Below are 21,982 nucleotides of genomic sequence, written 5' to 3' on the forward strand. Positions count from 1 at the left end.
ATAATAAAAGAATGCTGGGTAAACTACCTCTAATTCGAAATTTTGGGTTAAAACAAATCGCCTTACTTCTTTTTATGTTACTCATTATTTTACCGACATTAGGTGTAGGGATTATTGTTCAGTATAAGTTTGCAGAAATATTACAAAAGAATGTTGTGCAATCTACGTTACAAAGTGTCGATAGCGTGGCTAATCAATTAGAGGAACAGATTTCTATGGTAGAGGACATTGCCGATTATTTGGTATATAATCCTCATTTAAATGCTTATTTACAAATTGATGCCAAAGAATATAGTGAACGAGTAGATAGTTTGGAACAATCGGTGGAGGGTTTATTAATCTTTCATCTTTTTTCCAAACCCTATATTCGTTCTATAACGATCGATGGAATGAATGGGCGTTATTTTGCCATGGGCGAGCCGGTAGCGGGCGATGAAAGTAAATGGCGAACAGAAGCGCTGAAGCAACGTGGTAAAATTGTATGGAGTGAAGGCTATCAAGTGGCTAGCGGATGGAGTGGCAGCATCGATGTTGTCTCGCTATTTCGTATTCTTAATTTGTATAAAGATGTGACTACTCCGCTAGGTACGTTAACGATCCATCTAGATGCTCAAAGTATTATTAGTTTATTAGAAACAACACTTTTGCAGCAGCAAGGGTATGTCTATGTATTGAATCAACGTGGTGAATCAGTGTTACAATCAAATAACGCGCTTGAATCTAACTTGCAAGCTAGCACAATGCTAGAACGCTTCGTAGCAAGTGGCGAGCGATTAGGTAGTTATGAACAAGATGGAACGAAATATTACACTTTTTATCGTCAAGTAGAAAATACGAACTGGCATATCGTAACCGCTATTCCTCATACTGTTGTAGATCAGCAGTTAAGTGGTTTACGCTGGATGATGATAGCTATTATAGCAGCGATTTTACTATTATGTATTATTGCCTACGCTGGTTTTCAATATATGATTATTAGCCCGATTTTACGTTTAAAAAACGAAACGACGCGGGTGACGCTGGGTGACTTTACCGCTCGTGTTCCAGTACAACATCGCAATGAAATATCTGACTTGAATAGGAAATTTAATGAAATGGTAGATACGATACGGGCGCTTATTGATCAAAAATATAAAATGGAAATTCGTCAGCGGGATGCTGAATTGAAGCTGCTCCAAAGTCAGATGGACCCTCATTTTTTGTATAATACGCTAGATACGATTCGTTGGACTGCTCGTTTGGAGAAGGCAGATCGTTCGAGTCATTTAATAGAAATGTTATCTAAGTTTTTGCGATCTAGTTTAAATAATGGACAGTATGAAACAACGCTAATCAAAGAGCTAGAGTTTGTACAATCCTATTTGTACTTGCATCAAGTACGGCTTGGTGATCGTTTAAACTACAGTTTGTATATCGAGTACCCATTAGAGAATATAGTCATCCCGAAAACGATGATACAGCCGTTAGTCGAAAACTTTTTGATTCACGGATATAATAGAAAAAAATCGAACAATACTATTGCAGTAAAAGTATATGCTGTAGGGGAAGATTACATTTGGATTGATGTTCGAGACAATGGCAAAGGAATTCCACCAGAGCAGCTACAACAACTACAGGTAACTTTGCAAAACGGTAATCAAAGCGATCAAAGCTTTGGAGCGATTAACAATATTGCTGAACGTTTAACTATCTTTTTTGGAGTGGAAGCAAAGATCGAAATAGCATCGATAGAAGATGAAGCAACACAAGTTCTGATCAAAATTCCATATATAGTCGGAGGTGAACAAAATGAATGAACAGATAACTAAGCTGATTATTGTTGACGATGAGCCAATTATTTGTGAAGGATTACAAAAAACGATAGATTGGTCATCTCTGAATGTGGAAGTAATGGGAGTAGCTTATGATGGAGAGCAAGCATTGCAGTTAATTACGAAGATCAACCCTCAAATTGTTATTACAGATATTCGAATGGAGGGCATGGACGGACTACAATTAGCAGAACAGATCAAGCAGCAATACCCTCATATTTCTGTCATTATTATTAGCGGTTATGAAGATTTTGAATATGCTAGACAGGCGATGCGCTTGCAAGTAAAGGACTATTTATTAAAACCAGTCGATATTACAGAATTAATGGAAGTTGTACAAAAGACGATATCTCGCATGAAAGAACATCATACCGAGGACCATACGTCGGAAGATGATATGCTGTGGTTTTTGCACACTATTTTAGGTAAACCAACGATTACATCACCATCTTTGTTATTGCAACAAGAGACAGATGACATAGCATATGTCGTTATTGTTAGTGAATTAGCATACTTTAGTGAAAATTATATAAATATAGTAACGACGGAGCGCGAACAATTACAAGCCGAATGGCAGCAGTTAGTAGAGTGTTCATTGCAAACGTTATCTGCTTATTCCGTTATCGTATTTTCGCATGTTAATAGGTTATTTGCGTTAGTTCGTATCGATCAGGATGCGGTTCATCACATAGACTGGACAGCTTTATTAATAGACAAAGCAAACAAAGGTAAGAGAATAGATGGTCAGCATGTTCGTTATGCTATCTCTGATCCTTTCAAGCAGTTAGAAGAGGTTGCGGAAATAAGTATGCAGGTAAAACAAATGCTACCTTATTATCATTTGACATCAGAACAAGTAATAACAGTAAATAGGTATAATCAGCTTGTTCAGCAAAAGAAGCAATCGCAACTAACCGATTTTAATGCTTATTTTTCCAAAACATTAGCGGGCATATTATTTCGGCAAGAAGAGGCGGAGAGTATCGCCTATGTGGCACAATTTTTCGAGTATGTACGTCGTGAAAAGTTCATGCCAGCGGAAGTATTACGATTAATGATGGAGCAAATGACGTTATTACGGCAACGTTTGCGACAAAGTGGACTGGAATTAAATATGTTAGGAGATAAGAAGCAGCAAATTGATATTAGTATATATAATACCTATGAAGCTTTAGAACGGTTATTTATGGAGCAAGTTGAACTTCTGGCAGAAAAAGTAGAAGAACAAATTACGAATAAATGGTTTTGGGCAATTGAAAAAGCAACACAGTATATGGCTGAACATTATAATGAAGATATCCGAGCATCGGATGTAGCGGCATGGCTTAATATTACGGCTAGTCATTTTAGCAGCATTTTCAAAAAGAATACAGGCAAAAGCTTTAAAGAGTACATGAACAATATACGGATGGAGCAAGCATGTCGATTACTAGAGACGACGAATGATAAAGTATTTGAAATTGCCGATCAAGTCGGCTATAGCGAGTACAAATATTTTGTCTCTATATTTAAGCAGCAAACTGGTCTAACCCCAAAAGAGTATCGTGCGATGAAAGCGGGGAAGTAACAATTCGAAACAGTGGGAGGTAACTGCATTGAATGAAAGCGTTATAAATGAAGATGTGATGGCTTTAGCTAAATTTCATTTTGATCATTTATACTTTCAAAGTCCGAAACGAATTGGTCCGTTGCTGCTTTACCAAATTGGTGATTTGAGCTGTTCTGAAGGCTATGTTTTGAAAAGTCATCAACAGATTTGTTATGAAATTAGTTTTATTGTGGAAGGAAAAGGAGTGTTCTCTCGCAATGGTGTAAACTATGATGTGCAAGCGGGAGATATGATGCTACACCGCCCTAACGAATGGCATGATGGTCGAGCAGATCTGGATGATCCGTTTCGCTACTATTATATGGGGTTTCAATTGGAGACGGAGGATGAGGAAGTCATTGGACAGTTGGATCCATTCGCATCGATGATGGAGCAACTTGATGATGTAGAGCATCCTATTATAACGAAGCAGCATCATATCGCTCCATTATTTATTGGTTTGTTTGCAGAACTGTTAAAACCGCGTCAATTTACAACGCTGATGATGGAGACATATATTCGCCAAATTATTTTAATGACTTACCGTGCTTTCTTTGATCAATCTGCCGTAGTTTATCACCCACCATCGCTTCCGAAGCAGCAAGTTCAAATTGCGTATGAAATGATGCATTACATTGATTCGCAGCTAACTGAAATTACTTCCTTGCAACAAATTACGACTACCCTGAATTACAATTATACGTATTTATCGCATGTTTTTTCACAAGTAACCGGACAGACCTTACAGTCCTATTACAATCGCAAACGTTTTGAACGAGCCTGTGAATGGTTACGAGAAGGAAAGCTATCGGTGACAGAAATAGCAGAGCGATTACATTATCAAAGTATTCATTCCTTTAGTAAAGCGTTTCGCAAACAGGGAGAGTTATCTCCTACAGCCTATCAACAACTGACACAACATCTAAACTAATAACCAATAATCAAGTGAAATTGAAGCAAAGACGGCATCGATCCCCCTTGATATAATGAAGCCAATCAGAAATAAGGGAGGCGCTTCAATTGACAAAGACAGTACAAGTGGCAGTTATCGGCTGTGGGCAAATTGCCAAAACACAACATTTACCTGCTTATAAAAACAATAGTCGCTCACAATTAAAATATGTTTATGATATTATTCCGGAGCGGGCGCAAGCGGCTGCTGAACAATTTGCTGTTGCTCATGTTGCTAGCAGTTTGGAAGAAGTGTTGCAGGATGGCGAGGTAGAAGCGATTTCTATCTGTACACCGAACGCATCGCATGCAGCGATTGCTATCGCAGCACTTGAAGCAGGTAAACACGTATTGTGTGAGAAACCAGCAGGCATGACCTATGATGAAGTAATAGCGATGAAACAAGCAGCAGATAAGTATGATCGTATATTAAATATTGGAGTGGTCAATCGTTTTAATACGGCAGTTAATAAAATAAAACAACTCCTAGATGCTGGAGAGCTAGGAAACTTATATCATATCTATTGTTCCTTTCGGGCACATCGTTCTATTCCTGGTCTAGGTGGTCCATTTACAAGTAAAGCACATTCCGGTGGCGGTGTCCTCATTGATTGGGGGGTACACTTTATCGATTTGATTTTGTACATTTTGGGACGTGACCTACAAGTGAATGCAGTTAGTGGCGCGACGTATGGTGAGCTAGGAAAAGATCTCGCTAATTATACTTACAAAAGTATGTGGGCAGGTCCCCCTCGTTTGGACGGTACGTTTGATGTAGAAGATTTTGTAACAGCACTTCTGCGGACGAATGGTCCGACGATCAACTTAAATGGCGCATGGGCACAAAATATTGGAGAACAAGCGATGTTTGTCGAGTTTTTGGGAAGTAAAGCCGGTATCAAATTGATGTATGGTGGCGAGTTTACCATTTATTCTAGTCAGCATGGGATGCTGTATGAAACAGCCAGCTCGTTTGCGCAAGCGGATATGTTTGCTGAAGAAATAGATGCATTTTTACAGTCGCTTTCCTCGGGTAGTAAAAATCGGGCTAACGTGGATGAAACGCTACTGACTGCTCAGGTTATCGATGCTATTTATCACTCGTCTGCGACTGGTAAAGAGGTGTACTTATGAAAAAAATCGGTTTTATCGACTACTATTTAGACGAATGGCATGCCAATAATTATCCTAAATGGATCAAGGAACGAGCAGCCGCCCTCGGTTTATCATGGACTGTTGCTTATGCGTGGGCGGATGTGGACAAAAATGATGGACTAACGACAGCAGAGTGGTGTGAGCAGCAGCAAGTGATGCAAGTGGCTACGATAGAACAGCTTGTCCAATTAAGTGATGCGATTATCGTGTTATCGCCAGATCATCCCGAACATCATGAACGATTGAGTCAATTGGCATTGCAATCAGGTAAACCCGTTTACATGGACAAAACCTTTGCACCGGATGTGGCTACGGCATTAGCGATGTTTTCCTTAGCTGAACGTCACCAAACGCCGCTCTTTTCCAGCTCAGCGCTACGTTTTGCTGATGAGATTCAAGCGGCTGCAAGGGATTTTACGCCGCAATCGATCGGTTATGCTTCCATGATGAGTCCGGGAAAATATAGCAACTATGCGGTTCACCCGTTTGAGATGGTCGTCACATTAATGGGCACTGATATAAAACGAATAAAGTGTCACGCCAATGAGTGGGGACGCCAATTTATTGTTGCTTTTCATGATGGAAGACAAGCTACGGTAGAGCAAACCGCTTCGGCTACCTTCCAAGCGACGATGGCGACCAAAACAGGCGAAGGTCAGCACATTGCTCAATGTTCTCATATGTTTGAAAACTTAATCGACGCCATCCTACAATTTTTTGAAACACCAATCGTTCCTGTTCCAAAGGAAGAGACGGTGGTTATTATGGCGCTGATCGAAGCTGGTAGCAAAGCATTAAAGCAGCCAGATCAATGGATAGAAGTAATGGTTTAAATAGATGTAACCTAAAAACCCTAGCATAGGATATATGCTAGGGTTTTTGGTTGTTGTTTTAAGAAGCGACATAAGTTTGATAATTTATGTAAAAGAAGACAATCTTATTTAGAGGTAAAAAATGTGATATTAATTAAAAAATACATATAGATAAAACGATGTCGAAAAGGAAAACATTGTTTCGAAAATATTCATCCATATAATACAAACATATTTGGACTTGACCCGCAATTGCGGATGTTTGTTTGTTTTTTCGTATAAAATCCTTACGATCAACCTATTATCGGGGTCACTTTGTATGGTTTTTCGTACAAACTTGTTTTCACGAATCGTTTATTTGAATGTTTGTATGTTTTTTCATATAAAATCTGGGAGGTCGGATACTCAACTAATGAGTAGTCTTCATTTCCAAATAATTTATTAAGGAATAGAAGGAAAATTTGATTTTTATTCAAGAAATTAAAAAGTCATCCAGATTGAAATCTTTAAAAAATACTAAATTCAAAAGAAATTACTAATGTATTAAACTTTATTTTAAAGTTGATTCTATCAAGTAGTAAATTTACCAAAAGATATAAAGATATTAATAAAAAATTGAAATGAACGGTGTTAACATGGAAACGTTACTGAGTAAATTGTCATAATTTGTTGAATTATTAGATGATATATCTAAATTTGGGTATGTACATTTTATAGGAGGGAAGCTGCTAAAAAGATACCTTTATTATGATTGAAAGAGGGATGGATAGTCTAGTACGTTTTAATGAGGAAAAATGTGCATCAAAGTTAAAACTATAAACCAAATGGTATGGAGGTTTGCACAGAAAATGAATTCGCTTACAAATAAACCCATAGTTAAAAAGGCAATGCTATTTACGATCATGTTATCGTTAATTACATCTATGTTTGTGGGACTGCCGAATAGCGAAGTAGCTGCTTATACGAAAACGGTAAAGCTGGAACCGAGCACTATGGACAGAACATGGGATGGTTGGGGAACAGCATTAGCCTGGTTTGGTCATGCGACAGGTGGTTGGAAAACAGAACAAAGAGATAAACTAGTAGATGCTTTATATAGTGAAGAAGGACTAAACTATAATATCGCTCGTTATAATATCGGTGGTGGGGATGATCCTACGCATGACCATATGCGTAAAGGCGGGGATATTCCTGGCTTTTCCACTGGTTTTGGTGAAGACGGAAAAATGGAATTCGATTTTACTGCAGATGCTAATCAGCGCTGGTGGCTGCAAGAGGCAAAAAAGCGTTGGGAGCAGAGAGATGAGACTTTTATAACAGAAGCATTCTCTAACTCTCCCCCGTACTTTATGACAATTAGTGGATGTACAGCAGGTCATTGGGATGGAGGAACAAGTAATTTAGATCCGAGTCGTTATCCAGATTTTGCTGAATATTTAGCTACCGTAGTAGAGCACTACAAAGAAGAGCATGGTATTACATTCGATACATTGTCTGTAGTAAATGAGCCGACTGCTGACTATTGGTCAGCTAACAACGGACGAGAAGGTTCGTACTGGGAACCTTGGCAACAATCTTGGGTTATCTATGAGGCTTACCAAGCTTTAGTAGCTAAAGGATTAGCAGGCGAGGGAGTAGCCGATGAAGACGAAGTGAAGATAGCTGCCATGGATGAATCCATTATTGATACATTTTTAACGAATTGGGCTGAGTATGGGCAAGATACAAAAGATATCGTCTCTCAGTTTAATGTTCATGCTTATGGAGGGGATAAACGACAAGAAGTAAGAGATCTAGCTAGACAAGAAAATAAAAAATTATGGATGTCCCAAGCAGATGTGGGACCAAGTGATGTTCCACATAATCACGAAGATATGGAACCAGGTCTTTCCCTTGCGTGGCAAATTATGACGGACGTCAGATGGTTTGAGCCAGAAGCTTGGGTGTTGTGGCAAGCAGTCGAAGAAGAACATAACATGCGTGAAGATAAAGAAAATATGAACTGGGGCTTAATTCATGCCGACTTTGATACAGAAGAATGGTGGTATACGAAAAAATACTACGCTATGGGGCAGTTCAGTAAATTCATTCCGCAAGGATCAAAGTTTTTTCAAAATGACGATTGGGATGAGCAATATACATTAACTGCGTACAATGAGAAAGATAATGAAACAGTAATTGTCTATAGAAATCCAGATGACGAAGCAGTTCAAGTAACGTTTGATCTGTCTGAGTTCGCTACTCCAGGAAAAGCAGTTAAAACTTACGTAACATCAGAGGATAAAAACTTAGCGGAAGGACAAACAGCAGTTATTGGTAATAAACTGTTTGCAGAAGTAGAAGGTAAATCGATTACGACATTTATTATCGAAGGTGCTGCATACAAAGAGGGCGAGACTTCTACTATTGCTGGAATGTTAGAAGCTTTACAAGCAGATCTAGCCAGTTATGAAGGCGCTGGAAGGGAAGATGTTGCATTTTTTACAGCACAAATTACTACTGCATTAGAAGCAGATGATGAAGTACAGCAAGCTACGCTAGAAAATGTTTCGAAGGCATTTTTTGAGCTAAAGGCTGGTAAAATACCTCAATCTACGATGAATGTGTTGGCAAGTAGTGAAGAAATTGCTGGTAGCAATGAAGGAGCAGCGAATGCTATTGATGGTGATATGAGTTCCATCTGGCATACTAACTGGGGAGATAGTAGTTTACCTGCAACGATGGAGTTTGATTTCGACTGGAACCGTGACGGTATCTATAAGCTAGAGTATGTACCTAGACAAGATGATTCATCCAATGGTGTAGCAACTGCTTATGAAGTTCATGTGGCAGATAGTACAGAGGATTATAAACTTGTTGCAAAAGGAGAATGGGCAGCTAATAAAGATGTAAAGATAGTCGCTTTTAATGCTGTAAATGCAACTAAATTAAAACTGGTAATCACTGGTTCGCAAGATGGTAGCTATGCTTCCGCTGCCGAAATAAATGTGTATAGAAGCCCATCATTTACAGTGAATACAAGTGAATTGCAAGTTGCTATAGAAGAAGCTAATGAAATAATAGCGCAAGCAGAGAGTGAAACGGATTATGTTAATTTGAGAGAAGTTGTTTCATTGGCAGAAGTGTTACTACAATCTACGACTGCAACACAAGAAGCAATTGATCAAATGGTAGTAGATATACGACTAGTATTAAGTACAGTTAATGAATTAAAAGTGGAAATTGCCTATGCACCGCAGGCGCATTACTCCACACCTATTGAGAATATGATCGATGGTGATATATGGACGATGTATGAAAGTAATTGGGAATCGTCTGGTGAGGGCTTTGAAGAGGGGGATTATATTGTTCTGGACCTAGGCAAAGCGCATGAAAATGTGGAACAAATAGTATATTCACCGCGACTCAATGGTGAATATTATGAAGTGGAAAATGGTCGTATGAAACAATATAAAATTTTCACTAGTGATCAAGACTTGAACTCCATTAAGTTGAATGGTTCAGCCGAGCAACTTGCTAAGCATTTTAAATTAGCCGGATTTGGGGACATGGATGTAACCAATGGATCTACTCAAACGATTACATTTGAGCCACAAAGGGCTAGATATGTAGCTATTCAAGTGTTAAAAACAGGTGGTGACGGATCAACGCTATCGATAGGTGAACTTGTTGTTAGGAAGAAGATAGAGCTAAATGAATTTACAGTTATTTTTGATAGTACGGGTGGAAGTAATGTAGCACAAATAAAAGATGTAGAAAAGGGTTCTACTATTGAAGCGCCAACAGCACCAACGAAAAAAGGTTATACGTTCTTAGGTTGGTATACAGCAGCTGTAGACGGAGAAAAGTGGGATTTTGCAGTAAATAAAGTGAATAGAACACTGAGGCTATATGCACAGTGGAATAAAGTAGAAAACTTGTTGAAAAATGCAGGTTTTGAGCATAACACAAGTAACAATGAGCTTGCTGATCATTGGAATGCCAATATAAACGATGTTCAAGCTAGAGCAGAAAATAAAATTGTAACTACTCCAATCTATCGAGGAAAGAAAGCACAACAAATATCAGTATCTAATTTAGCAAAAAATAAAAGTAGTAAGATAGAGCAATCTATTCATGTTAATCCTAATGAAGAGTTTGTGATGGAAGCAAAGATAAATATACCCGAACTACATCAAGCTAAAGCAATGTTCCATGTTATGTTTCTTAATAAAGAGGGCGAGTACTTAAATGAATTTCAAAGCGAATTAATAACAACGACTAATGGATTTGAAACTTTGCAGATACATGAAACGATACCTCCTGAAGCTAGAGAGGCCATTATAAATGTTTCGGTATATGCACTCGCAAACGAAGCATCTGGAACTATAATCGTTGATGATGTGTCCTTTCAATATGGTAATACAGTAGCAGAGGGATTGGAGACGCCTACTGACTTGGAAGTTATCAAAACTAGGAGTAAAAGTGTATTAGTGAGTTGGACTGATGATCAGAATAGTAGTGATGTCGTATCACATTATGAGATTGTTGTGAACGATATTGTTCACGGAACAACGACAGATACAATCTACAAAATTACAAATTTAAAACCTGCCCAACAATATGAGGTTGAAATTATAGCGGTAGGTACTAGTGAAGAGCGTTCTGATTCTTTACGAGATATTGTGTTTACTTACGGCGCAAATGTAATCAAAAATCACAGTTTTGAAAATAACTTAACTGGTTTAGCAGAGGAATGGATAAATAATGCAACAAGTGTGGCTAATACACAGTTTTTATCTGAGCAATTAATTGTGAAAAATGGTGCGCAGGCGCAAAGAATAGAAGCTGATAATCTCTCCACGCAAAATAGTATTTCCATTGAACAAACAATTAACGCAATGGATGCTAAGCCATATACTTGGGGTGGCAATATTTTTATTGAACAGCTGGAGAACGCAGAAGTGAATATAGTACTTTCGTATTATAGTGAAAATGATATAAAGCTAGGAGAAGATAAAGTTACTTTTACAGCAGCGACTAATAAATTTGAATCATTTGAAAAAGATGGAATAGTACCTGCTGGAACTAAAAAAGCAATTGTAAAGATAGCTATGTTAGGAAACGCTGATACTTTATCAGGGAGAGGAAATATTATTATGGATTCTCTAATTTTTAAGCACAAAAACCGAGCAAATTATACGTATAATGCTTTGAATCAATTGAAACAGGTTTCCTATGTAGATGGTACCACAATAACCTATACGTACGATGATAATGGAAACAAAATAAATACAGTGCTATCCGATCAATAAAACTCTTTAAAACTTACAGTATTCATTAACCTTATAGGAGAGAGAAAAATTGTCTAAAAAAGTGATTAAACGCTTTACACTTATATTACTAGCATTTGTATTATTAACGGGATTATTAGAAGGTATAGTGTTAGAACCTGTGGTAGCAGACAGTGAAACGAATGAAGAGAATCAGCAATCATTACATGATGTTATTCAACAACGATTCAATGTTTCTGAGCAATTCATTTTATCAGAAATTGAAGCAGGTTACTCAAGCAATCAAATCTATGCTTCACTTTGGAGAGCACAAACTTATAACAAAACCTATGAAATATCTAAAGCCGAACTTTTTCCTAAAGAAGTGAATAACTCGGCAATAACCGAAGGGAAAGTTGAAAACGAAAATTTGCTATTAGATCTAGTGCTTACTGATCCTTCCATTAAACTAGAAGGCGAAGAGTTGACAGCAGAAGAAATGAAAAAAATAAAATCACTAGAAGGTAGTCGGAAAAAAAAAGCAAGAACATTTTCTAGCCAGCCTGGTACTAATGAAGAAGCTCCAATTTATACGAAGACTAGCTTTAATCATGCGCCTTATTCTATTAACTCAGATAACGAATCTATCTCTACCCTTTCAGGGAACTTACAGATGCAAGCAAATGACGCTATGTTACCAGGAAGAAATGGCTTGGCTTTTGAATTGATTAGACAGTATAATACGTCAGACGCATCCATGAATGATATAGGTGTACAATCAAATCTTTATACTACAGACATATATAATCATTATATTGAATTTAATACAGTTCGTAAAAAAACTTATTATGATGTAATATACGAAGAAAATAAATATGTAGAAGAAACAAATCCTAGTAATACAATTTGGTTAGAAGGAAATCCTGATACATTACACTCTATACACGATACACAACAAGCAGCTCAAAATAAGGCAAACCAAGGTGTCTACTATACGATTCCATCTTTATCAAAAATTGCAACAGATTCTCGTAGTAGTAGCATTAACTCTTTTTCGGAGAGAGTATGGTATGCGCAAGATGAGTATATTGGTTATCTTAGTAAACAAGGTTCTTCTTCTGTTATATCGGGTTCGTATACACCAGCACATCCCAAAGTCGAAAAAACTACATGTCCGAATTCGTTAGAAGGTAAATATGCAGCAAATGGACAATGGCAAGCTACTGGTGGTTATAGTAATACTTGTCCTGAGTCTATTCCGTATAATAGTGGAGGTTACTCGGGAACCTTGACTCGTATAGACGCACCTGCAACAAAATCATGTCCTTCACCAGGAAAACCAGGATGGAAATGTACAAAGTCATGGATAGCCAATTACTCTGGAACAGTGACGAAACCTGCGACTGATACAAGAGTATATCGTCAAAATTATAGTGGAGAAGTGACTAAACAAGGCGGAAAAAGTATGGTTCGATATGATAGCTGGCAACAATATGGAAACAGAAGTTGGAGATATAAGTATGTGATTTCAAATGTGAGAGTCGTTGAGCGGAAAGTTAGCGAATCTGGTGGAACGCGTACATCCCCTATTTTTTCTAATTCAAGTGATGCAGAAAATATGTTGAATTATATAAGTAATTCACCAGGTACTCCTGTTGAAGTTACTTCGGACGGATATCACTACTACATAGCTAATCCGCCAAGTGCAAAATTGAGAAGTTTTAAAGCTGATATTGGATACTATACGAGTAATAGTAATATTACCAAAAAACATATAAAAGAAAAAATGTATCCGTTAGGTAAAGGGTGGTCGTGGAAATTACCATTTATTGAGAAAGATAATGGTGATATTTATGTTAACCTAGAAGATGGTGGGAAATACCAGGTGAAAAATGGAACTTTGGAAAACTACCCTTGGTTAGGCTATACATTCCAAAACGATACATCAACTACAGTGAACGGGGAACAATCAAGTTATATGTTAAGTACTGTAGACCAAACATATAAGCAATATTTTACAAATGATGGACGATTAATTCAGACAAAGGATAATTATAATAATACGATTGATTTTAACTATACACAAAACTCCTATTATAACGAGAAATTGCTTAGTACAATCAAAGATAGTATTGGCAATACAATCACGATTACTTATGCGCAAGATAAAGTTGTAGTCACTAATGGAGAGAAAACAACCGTTTATGAAAAAAAATTAGTTAGTGGGCATGAACTATTAGAAGCGGTAGTAGATCCAGAGGGAAGAAGAACCACGTATGACTACAAATTAAGTCCTGCTAAGTTTAACTTTATGAGCTATAGTGAAGGCAGAGCTGCGTCTAATCCTTATGCTTTACTTACCAAAGTACAACATCCAACGGGAGCAGTAACTGAATATACGTATGAAGTTGCTCCAGTCAAACGTTTTTTTGGAGAATCATCTTATAAAGAAGAATATAGATTATCGGCTAGAGCTGATTGGCTCAATTATGATAATGATTCTAAGCGGATGAGTAATAATCAAATGTTCCAGTATAATGGTGATTATATGCAATCACACGGGCAAAGTCAGACATTTAATACAGTCATATTTGATGGAAGAAGCAGCCAAACTTATTATTATAAGAAAGATGTACCACAATCCACAAAACCAGCACAATATTATATACAATCAGAGAAAACAAGTGCTGAAAATACAGAGAAGACAATGACCTACACGTACGAAAAGAAAGTCGGTTCAAATACGTTTGCTGTTGCGACTCCAACGAAAGTAGTTATAAGTGATAATGTGACTAACGATAGTTTAACCAAGCAAATGGAATATGATGATTACGGGAACGTAGTTAAAAGCACCGATGTTACAGGTAAAACGGTCGAAAATGTATATGATCCTACTAAAAAGTGGCTAACTAGTATGCGAGAGCAAGTAGATCAATCCAAATATCTTCATACTACATTTAGTCGGAATGCTAAAGGTGACATTACGCAGACCGTTACTAGGAACAACAATGGTAGTGGTGCAATATTAAGAAAAACTGTAGTAGAAGAAATAGATGCTTATGGAAATGTAAAGAAGGTTACGGAGAGTAATGGTACAAAGTCACAAACGTATCGTTTTGTATATGATAGTGTGAATCATGCCTTTCCTCAATCTCAGACGGTAGCTGTTACGAATGTGGATGGCGTTGTAGAAAATATTACAACAAGTTTTACTTATGATAAGAAAACAGGAGAAATATTAACCTATACCGATGGCAAGGGATTAATAACTAAAGTCGAATATGATAAATTAGGCAGAGTTACTAAAAATACATTTGCAGATCATACTACACTGACAGTGGAACGTGATGATGTTCAAAATACAGTCATTGTAACAGACGAGCTTAATAGGAAGTTTAAAACAACTTGGAATGGACTTGGCTTGAAAACAGAAGAAAGTATGATGACTGCTAATGGTTATGTGAGACAAGCACTTTATCAATATGATGAATTTGGTAGAATGATATTATCTGAAAATGCACTTGGACATCAACAAAGTCAACAGTTCGACGTCTGGTCACGTCCGACTTTATCCACAATGGCTAATGGTGCAACGACAACGGTTACCTATGATGATGCCAATAGAGAAGTAACGACAACGGATGCAATAGGTAACGCAACGATGGAGAAATTCGACCAATTTGGTCGAGTAGTAAGCCTTTATGAATTAGATCATAACAATAATAGAAGCACGGTTTCGCAAATGCAGTATAACAGGATCAATGGTTTGTTGGAAAAACAAGTGGATGCCAACGAGCAAGCAACGATCTACGCTTATGATTTATTCGGGCAGCTGACATCTGTTAAAAATGCATTAGGAGAAACGACAACTTATCATTACGATCAATTAGGACAACACATTAAAACGACTTACCCTGATGGTAAGCAAACAAGCAAAGTTTATGATCAAGTTGGTAGATTAATAAAAAATGTGGATGCATTAGGTGCAGCAGAGAAATTTTATTACGATAAAAATGGAAATAGAATCAAGTTAATCGATAAGCGCAAACAGCAATTTACGTACGCCTATGACAACAGAAATAGATTGCTATCCAAGCAAGGACCTTCTGAAAAGATAGCCTATCGTTATTTTAACGATGGTTCTCGTGCTTCGATGACAGATACGACAGGAACAACTAGTTATCAATATGATCCGCATACTGGTGATCTCACTACGATGACGTTTGCTGATGGAAAAACGATGACTTATACGTATAATAAGCTAGGTCAACGAATAAAATTAAAGACACCATTTGACGATGAAATCGGCTATTCCTATACGTCTGTCAATCAGTTACAGCAATTGACGTGGAATAATAGAGTGGAAGTGGATTATAAGTACTATTTAAATGGACAAGCGCAGAAAGAAGAACAAGGTAATGGCGTGAATGTAGCAAGAACCTATGATCAGTTTAAATTAGCTACGTTACAATACGAAAATGAAGCAACCACATTAGGTCAACATTATCAATATGATTATGATCTAATTGGTAATATCACGAATCGTCAAGCAACGAAGCAAAGCATCGTCATGGAAGATAACACCTTTACTTATGATGCACTTAGCCGTATAGCGACTTCTACCTTGTTCGACGAAAGTTATACGTATGATAAACGTGGTAATCGTCAGACGTTAGCGACGGAAGCAACGCCACTGGATAGCTTAAATAGTAACTATGCCTATGATGAATGGGATCGTTTAACGAAAGTAACGACGGAAGAAGGAAAGGAAGTCACTTATCGTTATAATGGTGACAACTTATTGGTGGAACGAAGTGATGAAGATACGACGATCCGCTATTACTATGACGGTCAACAGATCATATCCGAAGCATGGGTGGATCCAGATGGAACGGTACGTGAAAAAATAAGTTACTTGCTTGGGAATAACCTTGCGATGTTAGAGACAGCGGCAGGGGAAAAAGGTTATTATATGGTAAACGGTCATGGTGACGTGACTGGTATTACGGATACTGCAGGCGAGCTAATCAATGAGTATACGTACGATATCTGGGGCAAACCACTGGAGCATTCCGAAACGATCGAGCAATCTTTCCGCTATTCTGGAGAATACTGGGATGAAGAGGCGAATCTACAATATTTACGTGCACGTTGGTATGATCCAAGTATTGGACGGTTTATCAATGAGGATACGTATGAAGGGGAATTGACGAATCCGCTTAGCTTGAATCTTTATACTTATGTAGAGAATAATCCATTGATCTATACTGACCCGACAGGACATTGGTCTACTGAGGTTACTGCAAACTGGACAATAAATGAAATGAAATGGAAGTATGCGGAAGCAAAAGCATCAGGTGGGGATTACAAGAAATGGGAAAGAGAAGCTAACGAATTAAGGGCGAAAATGAGAAAAGCAGGCATTGCTGAATCAGATATTATGCAGGGAACTGACGCAACAATTCCAAAAGAGCTTGTTATGGATATTGCGTGGGCAAGTACCTTTAGTTGGATTGAAAACGACCCTACAGGTTTCGGGTTCCTAGCGTGGTCTGCTGATAAAATGTTCTACCTATCTGGTGGTGGTACAGGTGTAGCAGCATTATCAATTAAAGAGGTTGGAACTGGATTTATTAAACATTCAGTTTATAACGAAGTAAGGAAAAAGCTAGGAAAAAAAGGAGCTAATCAGTTCATCGAAGCAATGTATAAAGGTGTAGTTGGACCTAAAGGAGAAGAAGGGATCGTAAAATTAAGTGGAGCCGGCAAAAAATTTAGTAATGGTAAGACGTATCGATATGAATTAAAGGTTCTAGGAGAATTTGGAGACTGGAGAATTTTTGGGAATTACGATGAAAAAGCCGGTAAGTATATGTTTGAATATTTTAGAAAAGGGCTCCATTGAGGAGGGGAATATTAATGGATGTAAAGAAACTAAAAGAAATGGTTATCGATAAAGGGTTAGAAGAAAAAAGCATTTTAGGATTTTGGAATAGTTTGAATAGATACAGTGCTGAAAAAAGGGAGGATTTCGAAAATGTTTTCCCGAATTATGACAAAGAACTAGTTAGTGTTTATGTAAATACTGTATCCCTAACTATGACTAGCTGGCCAGATGAAGATTACATTCATATTGTCCTTCGTTTAGAAATAAGATATGGAAGCCAATTTGCAGCAGATTATAGGATGGTATTTAATTTGGATGGGACAATAGAAGACGATTATCTTACCTTCTAATGCATATTATTTAATTTTGCCACATGCGAGTGTAACAACTCCATGTGGTTTCTTTTTTGCTTAAAAATATTTACTCACTCCCTATTGACGTATCGAAACGTCAAAGTTATATTTACATTAAGACGTAATGATACGTCATTTTATTGGAGGGCTATTTATGATCGGCTTAGAATACATCGTAAAGCTGTACAACGGAACGTACAAGAAATTAGCTGAGAAGCTGGAGATTACACCATCAACGGTTACGGACTGGCTGAGTAAGCGTAGACCCATACCTAGAGCCAAGCTAGAAGCCCTGTCTAAGCTATTTAATCTGGAAGCAGAATACTTTCAAAAAGAGTTAACGAAAATAGAGGAGATCGAGCTGAGGCTGGATTATCTGAATCGAAGTTCTAAACGAGATTCGTTTGAAACACCTGACTATTTTACCGATACGGATGGAAATGAGCATGAATACACTAGGTCAATTGATCCTTATCAGGAAGAGAAACGAATGATGTACGATGAATTGAAAATAGAGAAGATTATTCTTACGCTTCAAGGAGACTTATATCATGAACTTTATAATCCCGATCAGGGTAATAAAGCATATGAGATTCTGGGAAGGGTTTCAAACGTGTTAAATGAATCTGTTCCCAATGATCTGGATGCTGAGCAGCAACTACAATGGGATAGAAAGCATGATAAGCGTATCGAAGCATTGCGTTCTATGATGTATTTCATGGATATTACAGGATTTGCAGTATGGGATGAAGAGGAAGAAAGCTTTCATAACGAATTGTTTAAGCTCCTGAAAAAGCAAGATTTACTGTGGATGAAAGAGTAAGGCGAGAACATTTGAAGGGTGGTGATTACGATGTAGGCATGTTTTCTTTTCTTATAACATAGCTAATTTGATCCAGAATATTAATCCATCCAGAAAATAGAAAGAAGGAATTGAATGTTTGATACGGTTGTGATAAAAGCGAGACCGATTTACTTTGAATCAGAAGCATTGTTAAGCATGGAGAACTGTAAGTCAGTTACATTTCTAAACAAGGAAACTGGTATACTCCAAACGAGGTATGAAATATATGATGAGCAGTTGTCATATCAAGTATCTGGATGGCAGTCAGACGTTGTCCATTCAAGTTTCTATACCAAAGCTGTTGTATGGAAACAATGTAACTCTTATTACTGAACATGACATTCCGAGCTTCTTTGAGAATGTTCAGCAACGCATTCAACAACTCTTTTCGATTAGCATTCCCCATTCGGAATGGTCGATAAGTCGTGCAGATATATGATGGAACTTTCAAGCAGGCAAAGATGTTGGTGAGTATGTACGAATGCTAAGCAAGCAGAAGTTAGCATTTAAGAACACAAGAAGCTACAACCAAAATCAGACGGTTGAGTTTTCTAACAAGAGCAGCAGAATAATGTTCTATGACAAGCACAAAAAGAGAAAGCATCTCCTGAGATTGTCGAGCAGTCCAAGGGAATCCTGCGGCTTGAAATTAAGCCAAGTAATTGCGAGATGGAAAAGTTCTCACCAACTAAAAATGCCGTTGAGTTGCTCAATAAGCCATTCTTTGATTACATGACGGCAAAAGTGCTAAATGAAATCGAATATCCGTCAACAGTAAGCACGATGAACTTATCTTGGCTAATGGAAAATAAAGAGAACATATCCAAGATAGAAACGCTTCTTGGTTTTCAAGTGTTGCAAAATATGTTCGAAGAATCAAATCTAAGACAGCTATTTACTTCAACTTATGCCAATTGCAAAACCTTGGCAAAAAAAATGACAATTCCCACAGGGAACTGCCTAGAACCACTGGCAGTAAACCAGTAAATACACATCCTAACAGACGGACACGTTATTTTGCCGATAACGATAAAAAGTCCAATATGCTGGATGAGATAAAAATAACTTAGTCCTTATTCTACTTGAAAACAAAGAAAAAGCAAATCCCCGATGGCGAGAAACTAATGGAAAGACGATAGCTAACCATTGGGGGTGGTTTAAATCAATAGCCTACTTTTCGGTTTTCTAAATAGGCACAGCACATCCAGCGACTGAAACAAATTTAAATTAGAAAGCGATACGATAATTGGGAGTCCTATCCTTCTCCACAGAAGCTAAAAGACGTATTAGAGGATGAACTTGCTATTTTTCTACGTAGCCATAGTAACAATGGGCTTTCTCATAAAAAGGCTAGCCAAATCTTATGTTTGATTACTGCTGACGGTGATACGTATAAAGATTTTCAGGATTCACGAGATTCTGTTGTGAAGAGTAAGGTGAAAACGATTGCCTTTCTAAAGATGGAAATAGCCAGCATCAAAGTAGAAATCGAGAACTTGATGAAACAGCTTGGTTTTCAGCTTGAATCCAAGACAGGCATTGAATTAGTAACAGCGGCAACTCGTTGCAGAAATAGGAGATATTCACCGATTTTCATCAGCAGACAAGCTTGCTCGATTCGCAGGCATCGCATCTGTGACCGTAGGTTCTGGGAATAAATCAAGAAACTACAAGAGTCAGCAAGGTAATCGAGAATTGCATGACATTTTCAAAAGCCTTGCTATCAGATAAATAGCTGTTACTCGTACTAAGAAAGAACCAAGGAATTCACATTTTCATGCATATTATGAGCAAAGACTAGAAGAAGGTAAAACAAAACAGCAAGCGATTGTTTGCATCATGCGGAAATTGATAAATAACATTTATGCAATCATGAAAAACAAATCCGTTTACGTGATGCCGACCTTACCGCTAAAGCAAGCAGGATGATATAATTGGTGGTAATTGGATTGACATTCCAGTTGCCATCTTCTTTATTCTGTGTTCCGTTTTATTAACTAGGATACGTACGAGGGAGAATTAAATAATCCGCTTACCTTAAATCTTTATACGTATGTACATAATAATCCTCTTAAATATGTGGATCCAACGGGTCATAAAAAAAGTGGTGATAAGTACTTACCTGATTATTATCATGATCAACTTCAAGTATTTACCACAGCATGGGAGAAATGAATGCAGCTAAACAAGCAGGTTATTTGTTTGGTAGAAAGGTTGATTTAGGTGCGGGATGGAGTTTTAGGGAAGATAGTGGAAGTCCGGGGAATGGCACCAAAGATCATACACGTCAATGGTTCGAAGGGAAAACATTGGTCTCAAATGAAGACGGCACAATTCATGACAAGAAGATGCATAGCTCTGGAGATCTACCTGATTGGGTGAGAGACGGTTTAAAGAAAAAGGGTGATTCGGATTGGGACGAAAACAAAAAGAAACAAGATCGATCGTATAAACAATTTAAATCCGGTAATGATCCCTACAACCCTATTAATTCCGAAGACCTAGTTGAAAAGAGACGAGCTAAAGAGTTATGGAAGTTGAATGCTAAGATGTACTGGACGGAATTTTTAAAGTTAAGAAAAAGATTACCGGATGGAGTATTTGATATATTTGAAAAAAATGATTTTCATGATTTTGAAATCAAGGAGTGTTTAATTCAACAGACTGTAGCTAATGCAAAGCCAGCGCAATTTCAACTTAACATTACTGATGGTTACGAAGAGTGGGTAATTAAATACAGTAAAATTAATAAGCTCTGTTTTAAATATGATAGCGATACATGTTCGGAGGATTATGGAATAAATATCGACTGTTGGGGTTACCATGAGTTGTTAGAGATTGATGAGAACAATATTTCTCACGAAATATTATTTTCGTCTGGTACAACATTGTTAGTATGTTTTGAGGATAAGGGATTGTCCGTAGAGAAAGTGAGGTAAAAATGATGCTTATAGTTTGGTAATCGCTGAATTAATTTCAACGGAACTAGGTCTTAACTCAGAAATGGAGAATAACTGATTACATTACTATGGAATTAATATCATAATATAAAGCAAGATGGGGCTGTCCAATAAGTCCCCAAAATAAAAAGGTTGGTCGAGAAAACGTGAAGTTTTCCGGCCACCCTTTTTTCGTACCAACTTTTGCAAGAATGTAGCGAAGCGGATACTCGCCACCTTCAGTAGATTGTGGGCTAAAGCCACAATTCCAAACTCGACTTGAACTTTCTCCAACCCTCGTAAGGAGAATCGTAGGAACGGGTTGCCCTTTGCTTTCGTGCAGCTCGGTTTGAGCGGACAACCGCTATAGTCTTCGCATTCATAAATCTT

12 protein-coding genes and 1 pseudogene are annotated in these 21,982 nt (G+C 37.6%); 12 read left to right on the plus strand and 1 reads right to left on the minus strand.

The annotated features are described in order from the left end of the window. The first annotated feature begins 11 nt into the window (after window positions 1-11). The 12 genes and pseudogenes from ACFSTH_RS06065 to ACFSTH_RS06125 all read left to right on the plus strand — a co-directional run bounded on the left by ACFSTH_RS06065 (window position 12) and on the right by ACFSTH_RS06125 (window position 21,592). A complete protein-coding gene (locus ACFSTH_RS06065) occupies window positions 12-1,796 on the plus strand; it encodes a cache domain-containing sensor histidine kinase (RefSeq protein ID WP_377770124.1) in 1,785 nt (594 codons plus the stop codon). Further along, the gene (locus ACFSTH_RS06070; RefSeq protein ID WP_377770123.1) at window positions 1,789-3,378 is read left to right on the plus strand and encodes a response regulator transcription factor; all 1,590 of its coding nucleotides are present in this window, start codon (window positions 1,789-1,791) and stop codon (window positions 3,376-3,378) included. The genes ACFSTH_RS06065 and ACFSTH_RS06070 overlap by 8 nt, the downstream gene beginning before the upstream one ends. Before the next feature lie 28 nt (window positions 3,379-3,406). Continuing rightward, entirely contained in the window at window positions 3,407-4,330 is a 924-nt protein-coding gene (locus ACFSTH_RS06075; protein WP_377770122.1) for a helix-turn-helix domain-containing protein, read from the plus strand. Window positions 4,331-4,419: 89 nt separating this feature from the next. Continuing rightward, a complete protein-coding gene (locus ACFSTH_RS06080; RefSeq protein ID WP_377770121.1) occupies window positions 4,420-5,484 on the plus strand; it encodes a Gfo/Idh/MocA family protein in 1,065 nt (354 codons plus the stop codon). Then, window positions 5,481-6,338, plus strand: coding sequence for a Gfo/Idh/MocA family oxidoreductase (locus ACFSTH_RS06085; protein ID WP_377770120.1), 858 nt, complete (start codon window positions 5,481-5,483; stop codon window positions 6,336-6,338). Before ACFSTH_RS06080 ends, ACFSTH_RS06085 begins: the two co-directional genes overlap by 4 nt. An 827-nt stretch (window positions 6,339-7,165) precedes the next feature. Continuing rightward, window positions 7,166-11,611 (plus strand): discoidin domain-containing protein, encoded by a 4,446-nt coding sequence (locus ACFSTH_RS06090; RefSeq protein ID WP_377770119.1) that lies wholly within the window; start codon window positions 7,166-7,168, stop codon window positions 11,609-11,611. A 49-nt stretch (window positions 11,612-11,660) separates the two neighbouring features. Then, on the plus strand, window positions 11,661-17,474 hold the full coding sequence (locus ACFSTH_RS06095; RefSeq protein WP_377770118.1) for an RHS repeat domain-containing protein: 5,814 nt from the start codon (window positions 11,661-11,663) through the stop codon (window positions 17,472-17,474). A 14-nt stretch (window positions 17,475-17,488) separates the two neighbouring features. After that, window positions 17,489-17,806 carry a hypothetical protein gene (locus tag ACFSTH_RS06100; protein ID WP_377770117.1) on the plus strand — a complete coding sequence of 106 codons (318 nt, stop codon included), beginning with the start codon at window positions 17,489-17,491 and terminating at the stop codon, window positions 17,804-17,806. A gap of 157 nt (window positions 17,807-17,963) precedes the next feature. Next, the gene (locus ACFSTH_RS06105; protein WP_377770116.1) at window positions 17,964-18,632 is read left to right on the plus strand and encodes a helix-turn-helix domain-containing protein; all 669 of its coding nucleotides are present in this window, start codon (window positions 17,964-17,966) and stop codon (window positions 18,630-18,632) included. 690 nt (window positions 18,633-19,322) lie between these two features. After that, a complete protein-coding gene (locus ACFSTH_RS06110) occupies window positions 19,323-19,640 on the plus strand; it encodes a hypothetical protein (RefSeq protein WP_377770115.1) in 318 nt (105 codons plus the stop codon). A 260-nt stretch (window positions 19,641-19,900) separates the two neighbouring features. Further along, window positions 19,901-20,582 (plus strand): annotated as a pseudogene (locus ACFSTH_RS21080) (transposase); the annotation flags it as partial. A gap of 242 nt (window positions 20,583-20,824) precedes the next feature. Next, on the plus strand, window positions 20,825-21,592 hold the full coding sequence (locus tag ACFSTH_RS06125) for a hypothetical protein (protein ID WP_377770114.1): 768 nt from the start codon (window positions 20,825-20,827) through the stop codon (window positions 21,590-21,592). A gap of 79 nt (window positions 21,593-21,671) precedes the next feature. On the opposite strand, the gene ACFSTH_RS06130 is transcribed toward ACFSTH_RS06125, so the two are convergent. Next, the gene (locus ACFSTH_RS06130; RefSeq protein WP_377770113.1) at window positions 21,672-21,953 is read right to left on the minus strand and encodes a hypothetical protein; all 282 of its coding nucleotides are present in this window, start codon (window positions 21,951-21,953) and stop codon (window positions 21,672-21,674) included. Window positions 21,954-21,982 lie beyond the last annotated feature (29 nt).

Source organism: Paenibacillus yanchengensis (genome assembly GCF_042684845.1).
GTDB lineage: Bacteria > Bacillota > Bacilli > Paenibacillales > Paenibacillaceae > Pristimantibacillus > Pristimantibacillus yanchengensis.

What these genes read in the sequence shown, in the direction of transcription:
- ACFSTH_RS06110 (WP_377770115.1), top strand. Translation starts at nt 19,323, where the DNA reads ATGGAAAAGTTCTCACCAACTAAAAATGCCGTTGAGTTGCTCAATAAG.
- ACFSTH_RS06070 (WP_377770123.1), top strand. Translation starts at nt 1,789, where the DNA reads ATGAATGAACAGATAACTAAGCTGATTATTGTTGACGATGAGCCAATT.
- ACFSTH_RS06125 (WP_377770114.1), top strand. Translation starts at nt 20,825, where the DNA reads ATGAATGCAGCTAAACAAGCAGGTTATTTGTTTGGTAGAAAGGTTGAT.
- ACFSTH_RS06105 (WP_377770116.1), top strand. Translation starts at nt 17,964, where the DNA reads ATGATCGGCTTAGAATACATCGTAAAGCTGTACAACGGAACGTACAAG.
- ACFSTH_RS06085 (WP_377770120.1), top strand. Translation starts at nt 5,481, where the DNA reads ATGAAAAAAATCGGTTTTATCGACTACTATTTAGACGAATGGCATGCC.
- ACFSTH_RS06065 (WP_377770124.1), top strand. Translation starts at nt 12, where the DNA reads ATGCTGGGTAAACTACCTCTAATTCGAAATTTTGGGTTAAAACAAATC.
- ACFSTH_RS06090 (WP_377770119.1), top strand. Translation starts at nt 7,166, where the DNA reads ATGAATTCGCTTACAAATAAACCCATAGTTAAAAAGGCAATGCTATTT.
- ACFSTH_RS06100 (WP_377770117.1), top strand. Translation starts at nt 17,489, where the DNA reads ATGGATGTAAAGAAACTAAAAGAAATGGTTATCGATAAAGGGTTAGAA.